A 21,387-nucleotide genomic window follows, 5' to 3' on the forward strand; every position below is an offset into this window, starting at 1 on the left:
GTAAAGCGCGACGCCGAAGCGCCGCGCCCGTGCATCACGCCACGATGTCGCTGACCGCAGCCTGGCCGACGGTGGTGACGAGGAAATCCGCCACGCCGTGCCCGGAGAAGTCCACTGCCAAGGTGCCCAGATTGGTGCCTGCGGTGTAGGTCAGTACAGCATCGCCGGCATGCCCGGTGAAGGCATTGACGAAGGTCAGACCTGCGCCCTTGGTAATGCCGGACAGGTCGATCTTGTCGGAACCTGAGGTAAAGTCAAAGATCTTGTCCGCAGCGCCTGGCTTGGAGTCGGAACTGGCACCGAACACAAAAGTGTCGCTGCCCGCGCCGCCCCACAACTGGTCCGCACCGCCGCCGCCGTAGATGAGGTCGTTGCCGGCCCCACCCTTGATGACGTTGGCCGCGTTGTTGCCGATGATCAGGTCGTTACCCGCACCGCCGAACGCATTCTCGACGGTCACGCCCTTGGCGATGGACACATTGCCCACCAGGCCGCCAACGTCGGAGAACGACGCTTCATTGAGGTTGATCTTCTGGTTCTGGGTGAAGCCGGAGAAGTCCAGGGTGTCGTTGCCACCCCCGTCCCACACCGAGAACACCAGCTTGTCAGCATTGGAGGTGGCGCTGAGGAAATCACGCCCGGTGTTGGAGTTGAAGCCGTAGGTGGTGTCGCCGGCACGGGTGTTGTAGTTGGCGCCGTAGAGCTTCTGGATCGCCGCGATGTCGTCGATCAGCGGGCCGGACGCGTAAGCTTCGACGCCGCCTTTGCTGAAGTTCTGGTGGGTGTTGCTCTCGCTCCAGTAGCTCATCAAGCTGTAGCCGCGCGTGTCCTGTCCATAGGTCGCGTCGTTGTAGGTCGGGTTGCCGTTGCCGGCGTTGTAGTCGCCAGGGTGAGCCAGGCCCAGAGTGTGGCCGATTTCGTGGGTCAGGGTCTGCCGGCCATAGTTGTTCAGGTCCGGGGTCTTGTTTGGCGTGTAGCTGTTGTTGGTCAGGTACCACGAGGTGCCGTCGTAGCCTGCGCCGGTGCCGGGCAGGTAGGCGAAGGCCGCGGCGCCGTCCTGGCCGCTGCTGTAGTTGCCGAAGGTCATGTGGCCGTCACCGCCGCTGGCTCTCTCGGTAAAGGTGACGTTGGCCACATCCGCCCAGGATTGCATGGCCAATACGGCCTGTGCTTTCTGCTGGGCGTTGAACTGGCTGAAACCCGAGATGCCATGTTTGTTCATGGTGCTCGAAGAGGCCGAGGTCAGGAAGGTGTAGGTCAGGTCGATCTTGCCGTTGCCGTCAAAGTCCCGGTACGCGGCGCCGTCGCGCAGCAGTTGGGTTGCTGCCTGGTCAACGGTATAGGAGGGTTTGCCATTGACCGTGAGGTTGCCGCCACGATCGTACAGATGGCTGAAGCTATCGATTTGCGAGTAAGCGGTGCTGGCTTGCGCCGCCGACACGATAGCCTTGTCTTTTACTTTTGACATAAACGTACTTCCTTGTTTGCAAGTGCATCAGTCTTTGTTCGATAGGAACCCCGCGGGCGAGATCGTCCTATCACTCGCCTCTTTTGAAGGCGTAAGAAAACTGACACAACTTGAAATCTTTCGTCTACATCTTTTGCCGCCCTAAAAAGCGCCAGATATGGAACTTTATGAAGTTCCAGGCCGTGTTTATTGGCCAGCGCTGCTTTTTCCCGACAAAATGCAACACCCAGTTATTTAAATATTAAATAGCGCTAACGCCGATCAAGTAGATTGGCGCCATTAGTTAATGGATCCAATATATTGCCAGGGTGTCATTGGCAACATTAAACAGCCACTACTTGTATTAATAACTTCAGTTGCCCCCTATTACCGGGACAGACTCCAGCCCGTCTTGCCGAGTGCCGCCAGCAGCGTGTCGCCCTTCAGCCCAGGCACCAGAACCCCGCGATCGGTGAGCATGTCTTCCCCGGCCAGGATCGCGTTGATGATGGCCTCCTCCACAGCCTCCGCCGCCGCACTGAACAGCGGTGAAATATGGTCGTTGTTGACCATCTGCAAGGTGCTGCTGAACGGCAGGCCCTTGCGTGCGTAGTCAGCCGTCGGCAAATCCTGGTTGCCAGTCGCAAACGCCAGGAACAGGTCACCACTGGAATCCTCGGTGCCGCCACCGGTCCGCGCAATCCCAATGGACGCACGTTGCGCCAAACGTTGGCACTGGTGCGGCAACAGCGGTGCGTCGGTAGCCAGGATTACCACGATCGAGCCCATGCCCGGCGTACCTTGCTCGGCAAAGGGCGAAGGAATTTCCATCAACTGGCGCCCCACCGGGTAGCCATCCACCCGCAGTTCCTGGCGTTTGCCATGGTTGGCCTGCACCAGCACGCCGACGGTCCAGCCACCCTGCTCTGCCGGCAAGCGCCGCGAGGCTGTGCCGATGCCGCCCTTGAACTCATGGCAGATCATGCCGGTACCGCCACCAACCGCACCTTCCTGCACAGGCCCGGTTTCGGCGTTGACCACGGCTTCACGCACATGCTCGGGGCCGACGTGCTGGCCCCAGATATCGTTGAGCAGGCCGTCGTAGGTTTCCATCACCACCGGCATGCACCAGTACACCGCTGGGTCGGCCAGGCGCTCGCGTTCCAGGGCGATCAGGCTGTCGCGCACAATGCCGATGCTGTGGGTGTTGGTGATGGCCAGCGGCGTGGTTAACAGCCCCGCTTCGTTGACCCACTCAAGGCCGGTGGCATCACCGTTGCCATTGAGCACATGGTAGCCGGCGAAACACGGTTGCTGGCGGGCCTCCCCGGCGCGCGGCTGGATCACGCTGACGCCGGTACGCACATTCGTGCCGTCGAGAAGCCTCCTGATCGTGCTGTGCCCGACCCGAACACCCGGCACATCGGTGATGGCGTTCCACTCTCCGGGCGTGCCCAGCCCCAACGTAATGCCCAATTGACGTGCGCGCATATCCACTCCTTACAGTTTCTGGAAGACCGGACTCAACCGGCCACTGATGCAATACAGAATCACCGACACCGCCAGTAAGCCGATGATAATCATAATGTCTCGGATCGAAGCGGCCACCGCCAGAGTGACTAGCAGATAGCCCGCACCCAGTACCGCGACCAACGCCGGCAGCGGCCACAGCGGCATGCGATAGGGATGCTCGCGATCGCGCAGCAGCACCCGGCTCATCAACGCACTCAACGCCACCATCATGTAAACCAGCATGATCAGCAACACGCTAAACGAGGTCAGGTCGGCCAGGTTGGAGCTGAAACTCAGCAGCGCTGAAGGGACCGCCAGAAACAGCGTAGCCAGCCAGGGCGAATCCCAGCGCGGATGAATGCGCGTGAACAGTTTGTTGATGCGCGGCGTCCACAACGCATCGCGGCGATCTGGATCACGATGGCAACGATGGCATTGAACACCGACAGGAAAATCCCGGCGCTGACCAGGCGCGACAAGGTTTCATTACCGTGGCTGGTCAAGATGACGACCGTGGCCGCCTGGGTATTGCCACTTATGCAACAGCACTGGCAGCAAAGCACCCAGCGTGCGCCGGCAATGGCCAGCCAGATCAGGGATGCATTGAGTCAATTCGGCTGCGGTGTGCTTTCGGAGCGCGAGCTGGAGATCGCACGCTTGGTACTGCGCGGTTTCTCATCCAAGGCCATGGCCGAGCGGCTGAATATCTCGCCGGATACGGTGAAGGTGCATCGTCGGCATTTGTACGCGAAGCTGGATATCTCGTCACAGCCGGAGCTATTTTCGCTGTTTATCCAGTCGTTGGGGCATGATCTGGAAAACCCGTAGGTGCAACAGAGAAATTCAACATCAAACAGTTTTTGATGGATATGAAGTGGCCAGTGAGTTTCCTGACCACACGGGTGCTATTAACTTCAACCTTGATTAAAGAAATTCACGTGCTGAGGCAGTAATTTAAAGTTATCGACATGCAGCACGAAATCCGGCCCCTCATCACTGACTTTTATAGTGAGCGTACTTACACCAGAAGTATCGTATGAGAACTGCACATCCCCTACGTTTTTCGGGTACTTATCCTGAATATGTATAGCCGTAATATTGTAATTTTTTAAGAGATCGGCAACATCAATTTCCTCCGCCTTGGGGTTGAAGTCGAAAAGCGTGGTGGTTGTATAGGAGGGATGTTCAAATCTGAATATATTCTCCTCCTTTTCTCCGATCAGGTGGTCACCGTCACCTCCTAACAGCACTGGATCTACGTCGGGCACGGCATTCAACCGCTCATGATTATCAGTGCCACGTATTGTCGGGACGCCGTTTTCCGATCTGTTCCAGGTTGCGGCATTTGGAAGACTTTGTACTGAAGACATCGGCATTACCTTTTCAATAAATGGGTAAAAGTTTTAATTTTCGACGATGCAATTCGAAATCTCTCACACTAGTAACACCGCTTTCCACTCAGAATATTTTGAAACTTGTTTCAAAAAAATGATGACACATGATGCAAACTAATCGTCCAGTTTTAGTGCGCCAGCCTCCATCGTCAGACTGGCAACCCTCATTCAGTGGCGACAACATCGCGTTTATCAGTTATCAGTCAGCGCCCTGTTCGAATTGTGTTCCACACACGCGTACGTACCCGATCAATATTCAATGGCATTGCCTCCAGCGCGAACAGCTTGCCCATCATTTCCGGGCTCGGGTACACCTTGGTATCCGCCTTGATCGCCGGGTCCACCAGGCTGTCGGCGGCTTCGTTGCCATTGGCGTAATGCACGTAGTTGGTGATGCTGGCCATCACCTCCGGACGCAACAGGTAGTTCATGAACGCATACCCGGCTTTTTCGTCCGGCGCATCAGCAGGCATGGCGACCATGTCAAACCAGATAGCGGCACCTTCCTTGGGAATGTTGTAGCCAATCTTCACACCGTTCTTGGCTTCCTTGGCACGGCTTTCCGCCTGCAGGATGTCGCCGGAGAAGCCGACCGCCACACAGATATCACCATTTGCCAGGTCAGCGGTGTATTTCGAGGAGTGGAAGTACGCCACATAAGGCCGCACTTTCATCAGCAGATCTTCGGCCTTCTTGTAGTCCTCAGGCTGCTTGCTGTGGTGCGGCAAACCCAGGTAGTTGAGCGCCGCGGGCAGCAGCTCCGGGCCATTATCCAGAATCGCCACGCCGCATTTCTGCAGCTTGGCCATGTTCTCAGGCTTGAAGATCAAATCCCAGGAATCCACCGGGGCATTATCGCCGAGCACCGCCTTGACCTTGTCGATGTTGTAGCCGATGCCGGTGCTGCCCCACAGGTACGGGAAGCCATGGGCATTGCCTGGGTCATTGTTTTCCAGGGCCTTGAGCAACACCGGATTAAGGTTTTTCCAGTTGGGCAACTGGCTCTTGTCTAGCTTCTTCAACGCGCCGCCCTGGATCTGCCGCGCCATGAAATGGTTGGACGGGAACACCACGTCGTAGCCGGATTTACCGGTCATCAACTTGCCGTCCAGGGTTTCATTGCTGTCATACACGTCGTAGGTGAAACCGATGCCGGTTTCTTTCTGGAAGTTCTTGGTGGTGTCCGGCGCAATGTAGTCCGACCAGTTGTAGATTTTCACCGTCTCGGCGGCCTGGCTGATAGAGGCCACCCACATCAAGGGCAACAGGGCAATGGCTTTCATGGTTCGATTTCCTGGCGGTTTTAGGGCTGTTTTTATGGCAGGCGATCAAGGATCAAAGCGTTACAGAATCAATACGTAAGTCTTGCGCACGGTTTCCTGGATATCCCAGATACCGGTGCTGTTGGCCGGCAACATCAGTGCATCACCGGCTTGTATGTGGACGATTTCCCCGTTGTCAGGGGTGAAGGTGCAGCGGCCCTGGATAAAGTGGCAAAACTCCTGGGAGTTGATCTGGCGACGCCAGACGCCTGGGGTACACTCCCAAATGCCGGTTTCGACGCCGTCGTTGCGCTCCACGCTCAGGGTAGAGGCCACGGCGATGGGCTCGCCCAATGGCACGGCGACAGGTGACGAGTCCGGCAGGTGAGCGTTCAGCGTGTCTTTGAATTGAGTGATGCTCATGGGGTTTTCCCGTGTGAGTGAAACGACTTAGTGCATGAAACCTTCCATGAACCCAGCCACCCCGGTCGCCAGCTTGCGACGCCACCGGGCGGTATTGGGGTTGGCCAACACGTGGTCTTCATGGACAAAACTGCGAATGATCGCGTTGTAGCCCAACCAGCGGCACGGCTCGGGTTCCCAGGGTTTGAGCGCATCCAGACCACGCTCGCGGATCACCCAGGGTTGGTGGGTCAACGGCGTGTCACGGCCCAGGATCAGATCGGCCAAGGTGCGACCGCCCAGGTTGGTGGCGCCAACACCCTCCCCGCCATACCCGCCAGACAGCGCGATGCCGGTCTTGTGGTCGCAGAGCATGTGCGGTCGGAAGTTGCGCGACATGCCGAGGTTGCCGCCCCACGAGTGGGTAATCTTTACGTGCTTGAGCTGTGGGAAAAGCTCACCGAACAGATAGCGACGCAGGTCCACTTCGCTGTCGGTCAAATCGAAGTTGTGCCGTAGCTTACCGGCGAACTGATAGCCACCCCGCGCGCCAAACACCAGCCGGTTGTCCGCTGATCGCTGGCCGTAAGTGACCTGTCGGCTGCTTTCGCCAAAGGCTTGGCCGTGGCCCAGGCCTATTTCATCCCAGGTGCTGGCCGGCAGAGGTTCGGTGGCTACGATCAGGCTTTGCACCGGTAGTTGATAGCGGCCCAGGGGCGGCAAGGTAGTGGCGTAGCCCTCCACCGCAGGCACCACCCACGCCGCACGCACACCGGCCCTCGTCGTACGCAGGCTGCCGGACTGCCAGTGGGTCACCGGGCTGTTCTCGTAGATCGTCACGCCCATGCTTTCAACTACCCTCGCCAGCCCGCGCACCAGCTTGGCGGGGTGGATGGTCGCTACATGGGGCGCATAAATACCGCCATAAGGCTTGGCAATGCGGATCTGTTCGGCCAGTTGCTGCGGACCGAGCCAGCGATAGTCGGCTTCCGTCAGGCCTTGGGCGTAGAGTTTGTCCAGGTAGCGCCGCAGACTGCCTTCCTGCTCGGGATAGCGCGCAGCGCAGTACAGGGCGCCGCCCTTGCGGTAGTCGCAGTCGATGCCCTCACGTTGCAGCACTTGAGCCACATCGTCAGGGATGGCGTGCAACAGGTCAAACGAGGCACGTCGCTGTTGAGGATTCAGGCCCGCCAACAATCGGTCTTCGCCCAGCAGGTTACCCATCAGCCAGCCGCCGTTGCGACCAGACGCGCCAAAACCGGCGGTTTGTGCCTCGATAATCGCGATTTTCAGCTCGGGTGCCTGACGCTTCAGGTAATACGCGGTCCATAGCCCCGTGTAACCAGCGCCGATGATGGCCACGTTGACATCCAGATCATGTTCCAGCGACGGCCGCGCGTGCAGCGGGTCGTCCAATTGGTCCATCCATAAACTGATAGTGCGCCATGCCGGCATGCCAGGTTCCCCTACCTCGTTTCGATAGGGTAGATCCTAGAGCGCGATGTTATTGGCTGTCTTGCGCGCGTGCACGCAGGGAAATTTGTTTGACGTAGGCCTTTGGCGACTGACCCGTGTGCTGGCGGAACGCGCTATAGAACGCCGACAGCGAGTTGAATCCGGCAGCAAACGCCAAGTCGTCGACCTTGATCGGTGGTAGGGCCTGGTCCAGCGTGGCCAGCAAATGCTGAAGCCTGGCCTGGTTGACATAGCGATAGAAGCTTTGCCCCAGCACCTGGTTCAGCAGGTAGGAAATCTGATTGCGGCTGTAGCCACACTCCTTCGACACCCGTTGCAGATCCAGCTCCGGGTCGAGGTAGGGTTGCTTGCGTTCAAAGTACTGCTGCAAGTCATTGGCCATATGCCCCAATTGCTGGGGCGACAAGCCGAGGCGGCTGACCGAGGGCCGTGCTGTCTGCGCGGGCTGCTCATGCACCAGGGAAGCGTACTCGTTGACGCGCCAGATCAACCCGTCACGTACCGTGATGGCTTCGCTGGTGCGAAACGACACCAGGCCGTGGCCGCCACGCAAGGTAATGCGGTATTGGATGAACGCGGTGTTCCCATCAGCACGAATACGATCAATGTGCTCAATCGCTTCATCGGCTTCGCGCGGCATGCTGGCTTGCAGATAATCACGCAGTTCGGCGAAACCGACGACACGGTTCTGGAAAAAGTCGTGGTATTGGATGTCAGGATGGTAGTAGGAGATTACCCCCTCCAGGTCCCGATGGCGCCAACACAGGTGGTGACGCAGCACCAGCTCGCGTGTGGCTTGGGAGTGCTGGGAGTCATCGTCTGGGGCGATGGCGGGCATGGAAGGCTCAGCGGCGGGTAAACACTGGAGATTGCCGAATTTTACCGAGGTCTTCAATGGCCAATTGGAACTTCTGACTAATGGCATTTTGCCAAATCTCCGCTCGGGCTTGACCCACATCAAACGAATGAAAGACAACCGCCGAACGGGGCTAAAAAAGTCACCTCGCGTTTGCGAACGAATGCTATTTTTAGGGTCTTCTACGCCAAGACCAGTGAAGGCCTTGGCGCCCTGCCGCGAGCTAAAGGAAGCGCTCAATGAACAAGGTGGGCAACATGAACAAAGTGACATTCCCCAACGCCTGCCAGCTGATGCGTTGGCATTTTCATCCGATGGGCTTCGAGGGCAGCATGGATGCGCCCGGCAGCATGATCGCCCGTCTGTTCGACCGCGCCAGCGGGGAAACGCTGATTGCCATCGCCGGCATCCCCTGCGCCACTGTGATGAATGCCGCCGATGTGGAACGCATCATCGAGGCGGTGGAAGATGAGCTGGAGTCGTTTGTGCCGCCGATGTCATTAAGGGCCTGATTCAGATCCGGCACGTCTTCAGCCGCGTTGATCATCAAAGAAGGCCTTCTTTCCATCCACCCGCTCCGATGCCCTGGGCACATTCACGGCCTGGCCTTCCGGCTTCTCCACATACCAGTAGCAATGGCTGACGGCACGGGTAATGCCCACATAGGCCAGGCGCAAAACCTCGTCTTTTTGCGCGTTGTCATAGGGCTCGCTGTCACCACCTTCGCCCAGACCCGCCATGCGGTACACCTGGTTTTTATAGGGCGAGCTGGTGACATGCTGGCAATCCCCAAGTAGAAACACCGCGTCGGCTTGCAGGCCCTTGGCGCTGTGATAGGTCAATTGCTTAAGCCTGCGTGCCTGGGGCGGCAAGCTAGAATCCACATTAACTAAAGCCTGAATATGCTCTTGGATCAGTAACTTATCGCTACTTTTTCGATAGAGCATCAAGATTGACTCACCCTTCTGATAGTGCTCCACCAACCGCCGCCCCAGTGCTGCGTCATCCCGTTCCAACACCTTGACCGGCACCAGCGCCCTGGGTGCCCCGCTGGCCTTGGCCTTCTTACCCGGGATCGCAGGTGCGGCGCGCACGATATGCTCGGCCGCGTCGATGATATGTTGGTGACTGCGGAAGTTCTCACCCAGCATCACTCTGGTAGTGGTCGGTGATGGAAACTCTTTGTCGAACGCCATGAAGTACTTGGGCGAACTGCCGCGCCAACCGTAGATCGACTGCCAGTCATCCCCCACACACAGCAACGACGAGCGCTGGGCACCACGCCCAATGTGCATGGCCGGGCCACGGCTGCGGATCTCGCGCAGGCTGGCACGGATCCACGAGACGATCTGCGGCGAAACGTCCTGGAACTCATCGATCATCAGGTGCGACATTGGCCGCAGCAATGGATCGCTGAGCAGCTTGAGGTTTTCCGGGGTGTTCTCGCCGAACAGCGAGAACATCCGGTTGTAGGTCATGATCGGCGGCGACTGGTCCAGCAGGTGATCTTCCAGGGCTTTCCAATAGATGCTCAGGGCCTCGAAGAAAAAACGGTCTGGGTCATCCTTGGCGAAGCTCATCTGGCCAACGGCGGTCGGCACGTCCAGGCCCAGGTTTTCGATAAACCCGGCAGCCATCACGAAACTGTCCAGCAGCGGCGCTGAAGCCAGCTCACCCTTGACCTTGTAATCAAAGCCTGGCCCAGCAGCGGCATCGCCGGCCAAGCTGCTTAAAAGTCGCTTTGAAGACTCATAACTATCTAGCCATATCAAAGGGTTACGACAGAAAGCTTGAAACAAGGTGCGCTTTACTGCCCACTCTGCTCGCACCGACAGCTTCGAATTGGGCCGACTGATCTGGGGGTTTTCCCGCGAATCGAAGCCCAGCACCACCCAGGCATCCAGTTCGGGAATGTAGCCGTGGCAATGAAACTGCGCGCCGTTGATCTCGATGGTCTGGCGGTTAGGCTCAATGCCCTTGATCGGCCAGGCACCCGCGCGGAACCACAGATCTTCGATTGCATCGCACAGTTCTTCATCGCGCTTGGCGGCCAGCTCAGTCACCGCCACCCGCTTTTGCACGTCTGGATGATCACGCTCCAGCTCCTTGAGCTGCAGCCCGTGACGCGCCAATGGCGCAATCAACTCACGAAAACGCGCATGCTGCCCGTGCAGCCGGTGATAGCAGGCATTCATCTGCTGGCGCTGGGCTTCGTTGATACGCAGGTCGAAGGGATTGCTGTCAGCCTCTTCAAAACCGGCACTCAGGTTCTCGAAGGCTTGCAAGCGCTCAAAGCCCGGCAGGCTGCGCACCATGGGCAGAATGCGCGAGTGAAAGGTACGCACCACGGCTTGCGCCTCTTTCATCCCAAGGGGTTGGCCCCACAGGCTGAGCATTTCCATGAGCTTGTTGATAAAGTCCTTGCGCGATTCACGGGTGAAGGTCACCACCGTCATCGAACTCAGCTCAAAGCCCAGATAATGGGTAAGCAGCAAAATGCGTAGCACCAGCGAAGTGGATTTGCCGGCGCCGGCACCGGCGATCACCGAGGTTGAGGGCGTCTCGCTGAAAATCATCTTCCATTGCGCTGTGCTGGGTTGGGCATGAGGCGGCAGCAATCGCACAACGTCGGCCTTCATGCGTTTCTTCAACTCGGCGGTAAGCGGCAGACGCCAATCATCGAACAGACTGTCATCCACGCCTGGCGCACGGTGCTCATCCGGACGAAAGTCACGAATCAGCAGAACCTGGCGGCCTTCCTCAATCCCATCAGCCTTGCCCTCGCGGTAGCCATACTCCACACCCGCCTCGTGGCCACTGCGAAAACCATCAGCCTGCCCATGCAACCAGGAAAACCGGTGCTGGGCACGCAGACGCGTCAAGCCATGGCCAAACAGGCGCGCAGCCAAACGTTTGAATAGCGGCATCTCGGCCAAAGGGCGCAGTTCGGGAGGAAGATCAGGCTTTTGTTGCGACACGCGGACTCCTGCGATGAGCTGGGTTCAGACAAGTGCGCCATGGTCGCCGGAATCGGCGCTCAGTTCCAGCCAATTGCTTTGCGGTCATGCAGTTAGGTGATGAACTGAAAGTCAAAACGCCAGCAACTAATCTAATTGACTGATAGGAATCAGGCAGTTTTTACGCTTTTTATCGATCCTGAGCTGCACGATGATAGGGCTATTCACAGGAGACGATCATGCTTGAACTTCGACCTTTCAATTCCCTGGGCGGCGCCCACCATGGCTGGCTTGACGCTCATCACCACTTTTCGTTTGCCGAGTACCATGACCCCAAGCGCATGCACTGGGGCAATCTGCGAGTGTGGAACGACGACATCATCGCGCCAGGCACCGGCTTTGCGCAGCACCCGCACCGCGACATGGAGATCATCACCTATGTGCGCGAAGGCGCGATCAGCCATGCCGACAATCTTGGCAACAAAGGCCGCACCGAAGCGGGTGATGTGCAAGTGATGAGTGCTGGCACGGGGATCGCCCACAGCGAGTACAACCTGGAAGACACGCCGGCCCGGATTTTCCAGATCTGGATCATTCCGAATGAAGCCGGCCTGCCGCCATCCTGGGGTGCCAAGCCATTTCCCAAGGGTGATCGTGAAGGGTTTGTGACGCTGGCCAGCGGCAAGGGCGCAGACAGCGAGAGCCTGCGTATTCGCGCGGATGCACAACTGGTAGCGGCGAATCTGAAGGCCGGGGAAAGTGCCGAGTATCGGCTGGACAGTGGGCGCCGTGCTTACCTGGTGCCAGCCACTGGAGTGATTGAGGTCAATGGCTTGCGTGCACAAGCTCGAGATGGTGTGGCGATTGAAGATGAGCAAGTGTTGCGAGTGACGGCAGTTGAAGACAGCGAGATTGTGTTGGTCGACCTCGCCTGAACTGATGCAGGAGCTGGCTTGCCAGCTCCTGCAAAGGCTATTTATTGGCTGATAGCATTGTCTACCAGCACCTGCGCCTCTTCCACCAGTTGCTTGAGGTGGTCTTCACCGATAAAGCTCTCGGCGTAGATCTTATAGATATCCTCAGTGCCCGACGGTCGTGCGGCGAACCAGCCGTTTTCCGTCATCACCTTCAATCCACCGATGGCCTGGTTGTTGCCCGGCGCATGGCTGAGGATCTGCTGGACGCTTTCCCCGGCCAATTCGGTAGACGTTACTTGGTCCGGCGACAGCTTGCCCAGCAAGGCCTTTTGCGCCGCAGTAGCCTTGGCATCGACACGAATCGCGAACGGTTCACCCAGGGCATCCGTCAGGCCGCGGTAGATCTGGCTGGGGTCCTGGCCTTTACGCGAGGTCATTTCCGCAGCCAACAGCGCTGGAATCAGACCATCTTTGTCCGTGCTCCAGACACTGCCGTCCTTGCGCAGAAACGACGCGCCAGCGCTTTCTTCGCCGCCAAAGCCCAGTGAACCTTCAAACAGGCCATCGGCAAACCACTTGAAGCCGACCGGCACTTCGTACAACCGACGGCCCATGCGTGCCGCGACACGATCGATCAAGCCGCTGCTGACCACGGTCTTGCCCACGGCGGCGTCAGCGCGCCAGTCGGGACGATTCTGGAACAAGTAGTCGATGGATACGGCCAGGTAGTTGTTCGGCGCCAACAGGCCACCGGACGGCGTGACGATGCCGTGACGGTCGTGGTCCGGGTCGCAGGCGAAGGCCACATCGAAGCGCTCCTTGAGACCGATCAGGCTTTGCATGGCGAAGCTGGAGGACGGGTCCATGCGGATCTGGCCGTCCCAGTCGACGCTCATGAAGCGGAACGTCGAGTCGACTTCAGTATTCACCACGTCCAGGTTCAGACGGTAATGCTCGGCAATCGCCGACCAATAACGCACCCCTGCTCCGCCCAGCGGGTCTACGCCCAGGCTCAGGTCGGCGCTGCGGATGGCATCCATATCGATCACATTGACCAAGTCAGCCACGTAGGCGTTGAGGTAGTCATGGCGATGGGTGGTGTCAGCCTTGAGCGCCTGGGCGTGGGTGATGCGCTTGACCCCGGCCAGTTTATTGGCCAGCAGCTCGTTGGCCTTGGCTTCGATCCACTTGGTGACGTGAGTATCGGCCGGGCCACCATTGGGTGGGTTGTACTTGTAGCCGCCACTCTGTGGCGGGTTGTGCGACGGCGTAATGACGATGCCGTCGGCCAGGCCGCTGGTGCGACCACGGTTGTAGCAGATGATCGCGTGGGAAATCGCCGGCGTCGGCGTGTATTCGTCGCCCTCGGCCAGCATCACGTGCACACCGTTGGCGGCCAGCACTTCCAGGGCACTGGCACCGGCGGGCGTCGACAGCGCATGGGTATCCAGGCCTACAAACAGCGGGCCGCTGATACCTTGGGCTTCGCGATACAGGCAGATGGCCTGGCTGATCGCCAGCACATGCCATTCGTTGAAACTCAGTTCGAACGAACTGCCACGGTGCCCGGAAGTACCGAAAGCCACGCGTTGGGTGGAGATTACTGCATCAGGCTGGCCGGTGTAATAGGCCGTGACCAGTCGCGGGATATCCACCAGCAACTGGGCTGGCGCCGGCTTGCCCGCAAAAGGACTGATTGTCATGCATAAACCTCGGAAAGAAGGATTCGGAAAAAATGGCAGTTTACTGAGAGTTGGACTGCTGCGCGACGATATCGATCCTACAGCAGTGAGAGAAAATTCACGCAATTAACCCATCTGGGCCTGACGCAGGGCCTCGCTGATCGCTGTCAGGGCGACATCGAGGTTGGTTTGCCCATGGAAGGTGTGACTCAATCGCAGGTTCTGATGATGCAGGCCGCTGACACTGAACAGCTCACCGGGTGCAATCACCACTTGGCGGGCGAGCAGGTGCTGGAATACCCGGCGCATGTCGACGGCCTGCGTGGAACCCAACCAGAACGACGCCCCGGCGGTTGGCCGACGATAACTCACCTGATCCCCCAGATGCTGGTCCAGGCGCTGGCTCATTTCTGCCATCTGTTCATTCAATTGTTGGCGCAGTGCACGTAAATGCGCGTCGATACGCCCACTTTGATACAGGCGTGCAATGGCGCGCTGGCGGATCGACGATAAGCGAAATGAGCGCAGCAGGAACTGGCGTTGTAATTCGCTGCTCATGCGTCGAGACAGCAGGTAGCCGTAGGGCGCTTCCGAACCCAGCACTTTCTCAAATGTGGAAAACACCATCAGCCGCTCAGGGTTGACCAACTCGCGTAGCGCTGTGCGCGATTCGATGAAACCCAGCTCGCCAAAGGAGTCATTCTCCAGCAACCAGCAACCGTACTGATCGAGCATATTCGCGACAGCCAGGCGATCCTGGGCAGGCATCACGACCCCGGATGGCAGGCTCACCTTTGACGACAGCACCACCAGATGCACCGGCTCATTGCACAAGAGCTGATCAAGGCTTGCCAGATCCAGACGTCCCTCCAGCGTCCAGGGCAACTCGATGATGCGCACCCCGGCATTCTGGAACAGGCGCAGAATCAGCCAGTCACAGGGTGACTCGACAATGACCGTAGTGCCCCTCAGGCCCAGTACTTCAATCAGAATATCCAACACACCCTGTAGGTCGGCACCAATGTAGATGTCGTCAGCATGCCAGCAGCGAGTAGGCGACGAGGTATAACGTGCCGCCAGTGCGGCACGCAGCTCCCATACGCCACACGGCTGCGACCACGGCTGCAAGTGGCGCGGGTATTGGCGCACCAACTCCCGCTCCAGGCGTAACAGGGGCCCATCGAGTGCCCCCAACAGTGCAGGCTCATCACCGCTGAGTACCGCCATGTTTGGGCGCCGCGCCGCCGCGTAAAGCCGGTCAAGCAGGTCACCGCCAGCCCACGTCTGGGTACTTGCTGAAAGGGGCGAGACGTAATAGCCCGACTTGGCCACCGAATAGACCCGGCCCTCCTTTTCCAGCAGCGAGTAGGCGTACTGGATAGTCGAGATCGACACGTTCAGGCGCGACGCCAATTGGCGCAGGGATGGCAGCTTTACCCGGGCATCAGTGCTGACTTCGTTGATCAGGTTGATCACGTAGCGGTACACCGCCTGATACGCGAAATCCGCTTGCCGCTCGCCGCGCAGTATCATCGCCCAGACAATTGACAGGCCTGCGCACTGTCGTGGGTCATGGCACCCGCACTGCGCCACCTGCCACTGGCGCTCACCATTGGCCGCTTGCGGTACAGATGCTGCAACAAAGGCATCGGCAAGCCGCTGGTATCAGTGAGCCACTGTTGCAGCATATCGGCAGTAGGCTTGCCCTGCAGGACATTGTGCAGTTCCGGCAGCGCAACCAGCATGCCCGGGTGACATTGGCGCAAATAGCCTTCCAATCGCTCGCCATGATGGATGAAAGGCGAAAACAGCAGACAGATCAGTTGCGTTTCATCCAGACCAAAGAATTGCTGAGCATAGGTACTCGACAGGATGCGTCCTTCACGGCTCCCCGCCTCCGCCAACAATGTCTGCGGCAGACGCTGGCGGCGCATGTACTCAGCCGCCTGTTGGACAAAGCGCTGCACCCCATCTTCATAGTCCAGATCCCGCAGGCATTGCGCCTGCAACCCACGCAAATGGGCCATCAGCAAAGGGTTGGAATAGCTCGGATGACTAAAGTGAAAGCCCAGAGGATCGGGGGCAAATGCCATGAACTCGGTGAGCACCGACGAGGATGGAAGATCTATATCACTGTACAAATCGGCAATGCCAATGTAGGCCAAATGACGGTGGCTTACCTTGCTGGGGTTGTCACTCGAGACATAATGCTCACCGTAGACATCACGGTAATAGCCGGTACTCCACTCATCCATACGCGCGAACAGCCCCGTGAGCGAAGCTGGCCAGCTCTCGACGATGCTGACACCCGCGCCCTGGGCTGTTTTCTTCAACCAGGCGAGGAACTGGCTTTGCTTACGCGCAGAGTCACCGCTGACCAATGCGTGAACGCCGCCATTCCACGTAGTCACACGCTGGTAAAAATCCCCGAGCGCCAGATAGGTGTCACTGCACAATGTTGCACGACAGTCGCCGGAAGTGAGATGGCCGACCATCAGCATATTGCGCTGGCTGATTTCCCGCCCCACAGTAGAGGCGGGTCGCTGATGGTTGAAGGGCAGCACTTCCTGGTTTTCCACCATCAATAATTCAACCCTCGGATCATCGTGGAGAAACAGGCGACCATATCCGCGATTGATTTCGTCGAGCCGCCCCTCGGTCATCCCGACGTAGCGTAATGTGGCGACGCGTAAATGAAAGGTACGCGGGGCGCGGCCGGCAATCGTCAATTGCGCGGCGCGCAATAGCGCCAAGGTGTAACTGCTGACCTCGCCTCCCCCATGGACCACCAGCACTTTATAATTCCCCACCAACTCCATGCCTCCAGCCGCCACGATAATGCGCTGAATCAACAACTGGAGTGCTGTTCGCTCCGCGCGGCCAAAGTGTCCGATCAAACGTTGCAGTACTTGCTGGTAAACATAATTCATAGCTTGTTCGTGAATAGTGCTCATCGTTCTACTACCTGAGTTGAAATATCAGTCTCGAGCAACTGCTGGCAGTATTTGCCCGACCTATTAAGCGTGTAATAAATGTGCGCATCAAGGTGTACGCCAATAACGAGACATTAGCACCGAGCAACAAAAAAACCCCGGACACCCTCGGGTAAGCCGTAGGCCCTATCAGCGCCAAAAACACCGTATCGACTGGACCAAAACAGATCCAAACACATTCCTAGGACCTTTCCGACAGGCGCTTACACACTTTTAACCAACTATTCGAAGAAGTGTCCGACACGCAACTCAACCAACTTTCCAATTTATTGAATTGAGACTTTTCATGGGTACACCTACTTCCTTGGAACCACGCACGCGCCGCAGCATCAGCACTCTGAATTTGCGGCAGTAGTGTCAGATATTCAATCATTGCTCAGTCCTTGAGATGAAAGTGAAGTCGCAATTATCAGTGTTGGAATAATGATTAATAGATACAGAACCCGGACGAAAACCAGTGCAGATGATTAACAACCAGCCCACTAATCACGGGCACACAAAGACGCCGCGCTGGATTTCAGGGCGGCGTCGACGAAAAAGTCAGGATTCAGGGGCTAAAGTAGCTGCCGGGCGGCGGGCAAGTGATAGAGGCTCAGCCCTGTCAAATGGCACATTTGCCCCATGTGCCAGTGGAGAGGAATACCCGTTTGAGAATATTCCTACGTCTTAAACAGTTTCAACCTGCAACGCCACGCGCTCTCGGCAAGGGCATTCGTCCATGTAACGGTGCGCTTCCACAAACTGAGTGAACGGGAAGACCGTGGTTTTCAGCGGCAGCAATACGCGATCAGCCGTCAACTGGTTGATATCCCGCAGGGCTCGCTGCAACGCCACCTGATCCTGGATAATGCCCAGCTCAGGTTTGCCAGTGAAGTTACCGATGCAGTGCACAAAGAACTGAATGTTCTTCTGGAACGCCGCACACGCCGGGAATGGTGTCTGGTTGCCACCCTGCAAGCCATACAGCACAAGGCTGCCACGGGGGGCCAGCACATCACCAAGCAATGACATCTGCGGCCCGCCCAAACCGTCGAACACCACGTCGACGCCACGGTTTTCGGTGAACTTGTTGATTTGCATCAGCAGATCCTGCTCTTCGGTGACGATGACCTTTTCGGCCCCGAGCGATAGCAGGTACTCACGCTCTTCACTGTCCTTGGTGGCAGCAATCACCCGCACCCCCAGGGCTTTGCCCAGTTGCACAAAGGAGGGGCCGGCGCAGTGGCTGGCATCAGTCACCAGGGCAAATTGCCCGGGCTTGACGCGTGCCAGGTCTACATAGGCAAAGTAGGCAATCAGCAGCGGCGTGTAATGCACGCTGGCTTCAATCGGGCTCAGAACATCCGGATAGCGGGTCAGGGCCGAACGGGGCAGGACGATCTGTTCGCCATACACCGGGTAGTCATTGGGGCTCTCGGCCGGAAAACTGGCCACTTTATCGCCCACCTTCAAATCATCCACGCCATCGCCGACGGCGACTACTACCCCGGCCATCTCATGACCAAGGCCGGACGGCAAGCGTGCATGGGAAGACGCCAGGTTCTGGCGCCACAAAATGTCATACCAGCTGATACCAATCGCCTCGACACGCACCTGCACTTCGCCCGGTGCGGGCTGCGCGGTTGCATGCTCTTCGCATTTGAGCACCTCGGCCGGACCAAACTTGTGAAAACGGATCGTGCGGGACATCGCAAACCTCGTCAAAGTAACTTCTAATGCCATGAACTCTATCTGGGCTTTGTGGGTAAGACCACCGGTCGCCATTAATAGTCGACATGCCTGTCATTGATTCCGCGACTGAGGAATAGACCTCAGCTATCGTAGGAAAACTCAATTATCCTGTGCAGAGTACCAGCCTTTCCCCGTAAGATTCATGCCGGTCATTGTTTACATGTGACCGCTCTCGTCAAGTTTGCTGACTCTTCCAGGACACAAGATGAACCGTAACGACCTGCGTCGTGTCGACCTTAACCTCTTGATCGTATTCGAAACCTTGATGCATGAGCGCAGTGTGACCCGCGCCGCCGAGAAACTGTTCCTCGGCCAGCCGGCCATCAGCGCGGCCTTGTCACGCCTGCGCGGGCTGTTCGATGACCCGCTGTTCGTGCGCACTGGCCGCAGCATGGAGCCGTCGGCCCGAGCGGTAGAAATCTTCGCCCTGCTCTCCCCGGCCCTGGACTCGATTTCCACCGCTGTCAGCCGCGCCGCCGAATTCGACCCCGCCACCAGCACGGCGGTATTTCGTATCGGCCTGTCCGATGACGTTGAGTTCGCTCTGCTGCCCCAACTGCTCAAACGCCTGCGCGCCGAAGCCCCCGGCATTGTGCTGGTAGTGCGCCGCGTCAACTACATCCTGATGCCGGGCCTGCTGGCCTCCGGCGAAATCTCCATCGGTGTCAGCTACACCGCCGACCTACCGGCCAACGCCAAGCGCAAAGTATTGCGCCGCAGCCTGCCAAAACTGCTGCGTGCCGACAGCGTACCGGGCTCCCTGAGCCTGGACGACTTCTGCGCCCGCCCCCACGCACTGGTATCGTTTGCCGGTGATTTGAGCGGGTTTATCGATGAAGAACTGGAAAAGCTCGACCGCAAACGCCACGTGGTACTGGCGGTACCGCAATTCAACGGGTTGGGCACGTTGCTCGCGGGCACGGACATCCTGGCAACCGTGCCGGATTACGCCGCCGAGGCGTTGACCTCGGCGGGTGGGTTACGCGCGGAAGACCCGCCGTTGCCCGTGCGCACTTTTGAGCTGCATATGGCGTGGCGTGGGTCCCAGGATAATGACCCGGGCGAGCGTTGGTTAAGATCGCGGATTCAGATGTTTTTTGGGGACCCCGATAGCCTGTAATGGAATTCCACTAAACTCCATAAACCCGTTATATAACAACAGCTTATTTTCAATTTCAGTCTGCTGCCGTCTGTCTAAATCCAATGGATTCCAGAGCTTCTGGGGCATAATTGGGGGCAAATTTCGGTTCCTTAAAAAGGATGCCCCCACCGATGCCCCCCAGATAATGCGGCTGTTTTCAAACGAAAACTCAGCGATGCCTTGATCCGTTCGCTTACCGAACCCGGCAAACACGCTGACGGCGAAGTCCCTGGTCTCTACTTGGAGGTGAGGGCTTCGAGCAAGGTCGGCAAAGCTCCCTCCAAGTTCTGGCGCTTGAAGTATCGACTGCACGGCAAGGAGAACCGCTTCTCCATCGGCGCTTACCCCGATATCGGCCTGAAGGAAGCCCGCGACATTGCCCGCAGCGCACGGCGCGATGTAGCTAACCACACCGCCCCGCTCAAGGCCAAGACCGCCAAAATCGAAGCGCAGTTGCTCAATGAAGAGCGCACTTTCGAGTACGTAGCCAAGCAGTGGCTGGCGTTCAAGTCTGCCGAACTGGTGACCAAGTCCATCTCGGGATTTAACGGAGCGCTGAACAACCACATCTTGCCTGCGATTGGTAAAAAACCGGTCAGCGAGATCAAGTTGGAACACATCACCACAATCATTACGGAGTTGCGCCGCCAGCGCACCATGCCCATGGCCCGACGTGTGCGTACCATCATCCGGGCCGTTCTAGGCTTTGCCGAGGGGCGCGGATGGGTGGAACGCAATGTGGCGCTCAGCAACATTGAGGAGTTGAAAATCCGTCATGTCGTGACCAGCAACCCAGCGATCGAAAGGCCAGCAGACCTGGGCAGATTTCTGCTGCGACTGGATGACTGCAGCAGCGGCAGCGTTGCCACCGCAATGCGCATGCTGGTCATGTTGCCGGTCCGCCCGGGTGAACTGGTCCAGATGCGCTGGGAAGACGTCGATTTGATGGGCGCCGATTGGCGGTATTTGGTGAGCAAGACCAAGCATCTGGACAAGAGCAAACACATCGTGCCGCTGCCTGAACAAGCCTTGGTTCTGTTGCGCGAGCTACAAAAAAAACGCGTAGTGGATGAAGAAGGCAAAGGCTGGGTGTTCGTCTCACCGGTTTATCCGGGACGTCCCATAACCCGACCTCCATGCTCAAGTCCTTCCAGCGCATCTGGCCAGAGTACGACATCACTGCTCACGGCTTCGTGCAACCTACAGAACCATTGCACACGAGCACTTGGGTATCGATCCAATCGTGACTGAATTTGGATGGCTCACTTTTTTAGCCCCTTCAAAAAGTCTCTAAGTCCTTCTTTGGTAGCCGGAAAACTAAAAGAGAATTTCTCGCCCACTTTCCCGCCCCCTAATGCTGCGCCTTCCTCTGAGGCGTAATAATCTTTAAGGGTGACTGTCTTGGCTTCTGAGACTGAGTGTGTTCTAGGAGTTTTTTAAGCGGCCCCACTAATTCGGAAGCCCCGTCCGGACCAAATCCAAAAAAACCTTTCGATGTACCTACGGCAAAGTCATCAAATATAGCCTCACCGGCATTCATCGTCACTTTTGGTGAGTATATGGTTCCGACCCCGTTAGCAACATCAAATGAAACTTTCCCAAGATCGGTCGCCACAG

Annotated in this window: 15 protein-coding genes and 3 pseudogenes; 5 read left to right on the top strand and 13 right to left on the bottom strand. The window is 57.7% G+C overall.

Annotation, left to right across the window (positions count from 1 at the left end; all coding sequences use genetic code 11):
- Nucleotides 1–34: 34 nt before the first annotated feature.
- From LVW35_RS15095 to LVW35_RS15105, 3 genes and pseudogenes are all read right to left on the bottom strand, one after another.
- Nucleotides 35–1,468, bottom strand: a complete 1,434-nt coding sequence (locus LVW35_RS15095) for a serralysin family metalloprotease (RefSeq protein ID WP_233890890.1) — start codon at nucleotides 1,466–1,468, stop codon at nucleotides 35–37.
- A gap of 366 nt (nucleotides 1,469–1,834) precedes the next feature.
- A complete protein-coding gene (locus LVW35_RS15100) occupies nucleotides 1,835–2,938 on the bottom strand; it encodes a DmpA family aminopeptidase (RefSeq protein ID WP_233890891.1) in 1,104 nt (367 codons plus the stop codon).
- 9 nt (nucleotides 2,939–2,947) lie between these two features.
- Nucleotides 2,948–3,465, bottom strand: a pseudogene (locus tag LVW35_RS15105) (APC family permease); the annotation flags it as partial.
- 7 nt (nucleotides 3,466–3,472) lie between these two features.
- Here LVW35_RS15105 and LVW35_RS15110 point away from each other — a divergent pair.
- Nucleotides 3,473–3,787 (top strand): annotated as a pseudogene (locus LVW35_RS15110) (response regulator transcription factor); the annotation flags it as partial.
- 86 nt (nucleotides 3,788–3,873) lie between these two features.
- Here LVW35_RS15110 and LVW35_RS15115 read toward each other — a convergent pair.
- The 5 genes from LVW35_RS15115 to LVW35_RS15135 form a co-directional block, all read right to left on the bottom strand.
- On the bottom strand, nucleotides 3,874–4,329 hold the full coding sequence (locus LVW35_RS15115; RefSeq protein ID WP_233890892.1) for a M10 family metallopeptidase C-terminal domain-containing protein: 456 nt from the start codon (nucleotides 4,327–4,329) through the stop codon (nucleotides 3,874–3,876).
- Nucleotides 4,330–4,556: 227 nt separating this feature from the next.
- Entirely contained in the window at nucleotides 4,557–5,636 is a 1,080-nt protein-coding gene (locus tag LVW35_RS15120) for a polyamine ABC transporter substrate-binding protein (protein ID WP_233890893.1), read from the bottom strand.
- A 60-nt stretch (nucleotides 5,637–5,696) separates the two neighbouring features.
- Nucleotides 5,697–6,038: a cupin domain-containing protein gene (locus LVW35_RS15125; RefSeq protein WP_233890894.1), complete on the bottom strand. Its 342-nt coding sequence runs from the start codon at nucleotides 6,036–6,038 to the stop codon at nucleotides 5,697–5,699.
- 27 nt (nucleotides 6,039–6,065) lie between these two features.
- Nucleotides 6,066–7,472: an NAD(P)/FAD-dependent oxidoreductase gene (locus LVW35_RS15130; RefSeq protein WP_233890895.1), complete on the bottom strand. Its 1,407-nt coding sequence runs from the start codon at nucleotides 7,470–7,472 to the stop codon at nucleotides 6,066–6,068.
- Nucleotides 7,473–7,521: 49 nt separating this feature from the next.
- Complete coding sequence (locus LVW35_RS15135) at nucleotides 7,522–8,331, bottom strand: helix-turn-helix transcriptional regulator (RefSeq protein ID WP_233890896.1); 810 nt, start codon at nucleotides 8,329–8,331, stop codon at nucleotides 7,522–7,524.
- 257 nt (nucleotides 8,332–8,588) lie between these two features.
- Here LVW35_RS15135 and LVW35_RS15140 point away from each other — a divergent pair, with 257 nt between their 5' ends.
- Nucleotides 8,589–8,861, top strand: coding sequence for a DUF1652 domain-containing protein (locus LVW35_RS15140; RefSeq protein ID WP_233890897.1), 273 nt, complete (start codon nucleotides 8,589–8,591; stop codon nucleotides 8,859–8,861).
- A gap of 18 nt (nucleotides 8,862–8,879) precedes the next feature.
- Here the strand turns inward: LVW35_RS15140 and LVW35_RS15145 are convergent, their stop codons facing one another.
- Nucleotides 8,880–11,327 carry a UvrD-helicase domain-containing protein gene (locus LVW35_RS15145; RefSeq protein WP_233890898.1) on the bottom strand — a complete coding sequence of 816 codons (2,448 nt, stop codon included), beginning with the start codon at nucleotides 11,325–11,327 and terminating at the stop codon, nucleotides 8,880–8,882.
- 218 nt (nucleotides 11,328–11,545) lie between these two features.
- On the opposite strand from LVW35_RS15145, the gene LVW35_RS15150 reads away from it, so the two are divergent.
- A complete protein-coding gene (locus LVW35_RS15150) occupies nucleotides 11,546–12,241 on the top strand; it encodes a pirin family protein (protein ID WP_233890899.1) in 696 nt (231 codons plus the stop codon).
- Nucleotides 12,242–12,282: 41 nt separating this feature from the next.
- Here the strand turns inward: LVW35_RS15150 and pgm are convergent, their stop codons facing one another.
- The 4 genes from pgm to LVW35_RS15170 form a co-directional block, all read right to left on the bottom strand.
- Nucleotides 12,283–13,926: a phosphoglucomutase (alpha-D-glucose-1,6-bisphosphate-dependent) gene (pgm, locus tag LVW35_RS15155; protein ID WP_233890900.1), complete on the bottom strand. Its 1,644-nt coding sequence runs from the start codon at nucleotides 13,924–13,926 to the stop codon at nucleotides 12,283–12,285.
- Between the two features lie 105 nt (nucleotides 13,927–14,031).
- Nucleotides 14,032–15,438 (bottom strand): aminotransferase-like domain-containing protein, encoded by a 1,407-nt coding sequence (locus LVW35_RS15160; RefSeq protein ID WP_233890901.1) that lies wholly within the window; start codon nucleotides 15,436–15,438, stop codon nucleotides 14,032–14,034.
- Entirely contained in the window at nucleotides 15,435–16,859 is a 1,425-nt protein-coding gene (locus LVW35_RS15165; RefSeq protein WP_233890902.1) for a hypothetical protein, read from the bottom strand. Before LVW35_RS15165 ends, LVW35_RS15160 begins: the two co-directional genes overlap by 4 nt.
- Nucleotides 16,860–17,564: 705 nt before the next feature.
- A complete protein-coding gene (locus LVW35_RS15170) occupies nucleotides 17,565–18,587 on the bottom strand; it encodes a zinc-dependent alcohol dehydrogenase family protein (protein ID WP_233890903.1) in 1,023 nt (340 codons plus the stop codon).
- Between the two features lie 247 nt (nucleotides 18,588–18,834).
- Between LVW35_RS15170 and LVW35_RS15175 the strand changes: the two genes are divergently transcribed.
- Both LVW35_RS15175 and LVW35_RS15180 read left to right on the top strand, forming a co-directional pair.
- Nucleotides 18,835–19,749, top strand: a complete 915-nt coding sequence (locus LVW35_RS15175; protein ID WP_233890904.1) for a LysR substrate-binding domain-containing protein — start codon at nucleotides 18,835–18,837, stop codon at nucleotides 19,747–19,749.
- A gap of 201 nt (nucleotides 19,750–19,950) precedes the next feature.
- Nucleotides 19,951–21,022: pseudogene (locus LVW35_RS15180) on the top strand (tyrosine-type recombinase/integrase); the annotation flags it as partial.
- Nucleotides 21,023–21,387 lie beyond the last annotated feature (365 nt).

It is taken from the genome of Pseudomonas sp. HN11, from assembly GCF_021390155.1.
Taxonomy (GTDB): Bacteria; Pseudomonadota; Gammaproteobacteria; order Pseudomonadales; family Pseudomonadaceae; genus Aquipseudomonas.